The 3,103-nt window shown below is 53.7% G+C and carries 1 tRNA gene and 2 rRNA genes (1 of these 3 only partly in view); all 3 read right to left on the bottom strand.

Annotated features, from left to right (window positions below):
* Positions 1–45: 45 nt before the first annotated feature.
* Positions 46–122, bottom strand: a tRNA-Met gene (locus tag J2Y54_RS16130).
* Between the two features lie 113 nt (positions 123–235).
* Positions 236–350: ribosomal RNA gene (gene rrf / locus J2Y54_RS16125) — 5S ribosomal RNA — on the bottom strand.
* A gap of 119 nt (positions 351–469) precedes the next feature.
* Positions 470–3,103 (bottom strand): 23S ribosomal RNA (locus J2Y54_RS16120); it runs 158 nt beyond the window's last position.

Genomic DNA, 3,103 nt, shown 5'->3' with positions numbered 1-3,103 from the left:
AAAAAAGCCGCGGTGAGGCGGCGTTGTGTGTGTGTGTGTTGGTGATGGTTGCGGGGGTTGGATTTGAACCAACGACCTTCAGGTTATGAGCCTGACGAGCTACCGGGCTGCTCCACCCCGCGCCATCGTTGGGGCGTGGGCCCCAAAAAGCAAAACGCGCCGCGCCGGTTGAGCGCGACGCGTGCTGCGTATCTGACAATGTGAATGGGTTTTTCCTGATTACACCGGCTTCAATGCCTGGCGACGACCTACTCTTCCAGTGCTTGAGCAATAGTACCATCGGCGCAGTCAGGTTTCACGGCCGAGTTCGGGATGGGATCGGGTGGGTCACTGACGCTATGGTCACCAAGCAATGAAGCAGGTGTAATCGGGGTTTCAAATCGATGCGTGCACCTGAATATTCAGGGAAATCAAGGCTTGAGCTTCACAACCGCAATGGCAGCCAAAGCTGTCATTGATGGTGGGACTCATCAAGCGCGAATAGGACAATTAGTACTGGTTAGCTCCACACGTTACCGCGCTTCCACATCCAGTCTATCAAGGTGGTGGTCTACCACCGTCCTAAGAAATCTTATCTTGAGGGAGGCTTCCCGCTTAGATGCTTTCAGCGGTTATCCCGTCCATACATAGCTACCCAGCTGCGCTCTTGGCAGAACGACTGGTACACCAGAGGTATGTTCAACCCGGTCCTCTCGTACTAGGGTCAACTCCTCTCAAATTTCGACGCCCACGGCAGATAGGGACCAAACTGTCTCGCGACGTTCTGAACCCAGCTCACGTACCACTTTAATTGGCGAACAGCCAAACCCTTGGGACCTGCTCCAGCCCCAGGATGTGATGAGCCGACATCGAGGTGCCAAACGATTCCGTCGATATGAGCTCTTGGGAATCATCAGCCTGTTATCCCCGGCGTACCTTTTATCCGTTGAGCGATGGCCCTTCCACGAGGGACCACCGGATCACTATGACCGACTTTCGTCTCTGCTCGACTCGTCAGTCTCGCAGTCAGGCTGGCTTATGCCATTGCACTCTAACGATCGGTTTCCAACCGATCTGAGCCAACCTTCGCACGCCTCCGTTACTCTTTAGGAGGCGACCGCCCCAGTCAAACTACCCGCCACAGAGGGTCCCTGAACCGGATAACGGTTCGAGGTTAGACATCAGAAATCAACAGGGTGGTATTTCACCGTAGGCTCCACACCAGCTGGCGCCAGTGCTTCAAAGCCTCCCACCTATGCTACACAATTAATTCCTAATGCCACTCTGAAGCTGCAGTAAAGGTGCACGGGGTCTTTCCGTCTAACCGCGGGTACTCCGCATCTTCACGGAGAATTCAATTTCGCTGAGCATGTCCTGGAGACAGTGGGGAAGTCGTTACGCCATTCGTGCAGGTCGGAACTTACCCGACAAGGAATTTCGCTACCTTAGGACCGTTATAGTTACGGCCGCCGTTTACCTGGGCTTCGTTTCGGAGCTTGCACCCCTCCACTTAACCTTCAGGCACCGGGCAGGCGTCAGGCCCTATACGTCGTCTTGAAGCCGACTTAGCAGAGCCCTGTGTTTTTGCTAAACAGTCGCTACCCCCTGGCCTGTGCCCCCTGACACTGCTTGCGCAATGCCAGGGCCTCCTTCTTCCGAAGGTACGGAGGCAATTTGCCGAGTTCCTTCAGGACACTTCTCTCAAGCGCCTTGGTATACTCTACCTGACCACCTGTGTCGGTTTCGGGTACGGTCTATACGGTGGAGCTATTTCCTGGGACTTCGTCGAAGCACGTTCAATCCGATAAGAACGTACAACACAAGAAATCCGTCACTACCACCAGGCCCACGAATATTAACGTGGTTCCCATCGACTACCCCCTTCGGGCTCGTCTTAGGGGCCGGCTCACCCTGCTCAGATTAGCTTTAAGCAGGAACCCTTGGTCTTTCGGCGAGAGGGCATCTCACCCTCTTTATCGCTACTCATGTCTGCATTCGCACTTCCGATACCTCCACGGTCGGTTACCCTCCCGCTTCACAGGCTTACGGAACGCTCCGCTACCGCGTGTTCATAAGAACACACCCTAAGCTTCGGTGCACGTCTTGAGCCCCGTTACATTTTCGCCGCAGGAACCCTTGTTTAGACCAGTGAGCTGTTACGCTTTCTTTAAAGGATGGCTGCTTCTAAGCCAACCTCCTGGCTGTTTTGGGATTCCCACATGCTTTCCCACTTAGACGTGACTTGGGGACCTTAGCTGTAGGTCAGGGCTGTTTCCCTTTTGACGACGGACCTTAGCACCCGCCGTCTGTCTGCCGAGTAGTACTCCTAGGTATTCGGAGTTTGGTTAGTATTGGTACCGCTCGCGCAGCCCGCAACCATCCAGTGCTCTACCCCCTAGGGTATTCGCTCGACGCTCTACCTCAATAGATTTCGCGGAGAACCAGCTATTTCCCGGCTTGATTGGCCTTTCACCCCTAAACACAACTCATCCGATAATTTTTCAACATTAAACGGTTCGGTCCTCCAGTGAGTGTTACCCCACCTTCAACCTGGTCATGCCTAGATCGCCGGGTTTCGGGTCTAATGCATCAAACTCAATCGCCCTATTCAGACTCGCTTTCGCTGCGCCTACACCTAACGGCTTAAGCTTGCTTGATACACTAAGTCACAGACCCATTATGCAAGAGGTACGCGGTCACACCATAAAGATGCTCCCACTGCTTGTAGGCGTTCGGTTTCAGGTACTGTTTCACTCCCCTCATCGGGGTGCTTTTCACCTTTCCCTCACGGTACTAGTTCGCTATCGGTCATGTACGAGTATTTAGGCTTGGAGGGTGGTCCCCCCATGTTCAGACAGGGTTTCACGTGCCCCGCCCTACTCGAGTCCTTCATCATCACTTTCGCATACGGGACTGTCACCCGCTATGGTCAGCCTTTCCAGACTGTTCTGCTAGTTGAAATGAAGGCACTGGCCTGGTCCGCGTTCGCTCGCCACTACTAACGGAATCTCGGTTGATGTCTTTTCCTCCAGGTACTGAGATGTTTCAGTTCCCCGGGTTCGCTTCACGAAGCCTATTTTATTCAGCTAAGTGATACCTGTTTCTCGATTACTCCCAATCTGGC

The sequence above is a fragment of the Sphingomonas sp. BE123 genome, assembly GCF_031456015.1.
Classification (GTDB): Bacteria; Pseudomonadota; Alphaproteobacteria; order Sphingomonadales; family Sphingomonadaceae; genus Sphingomonas.
The sequence above is the reverse complement of the archived record's forward strand: the minus strand, read 5'-3'. Positions and strand labels throughout refer to the sequence as shown.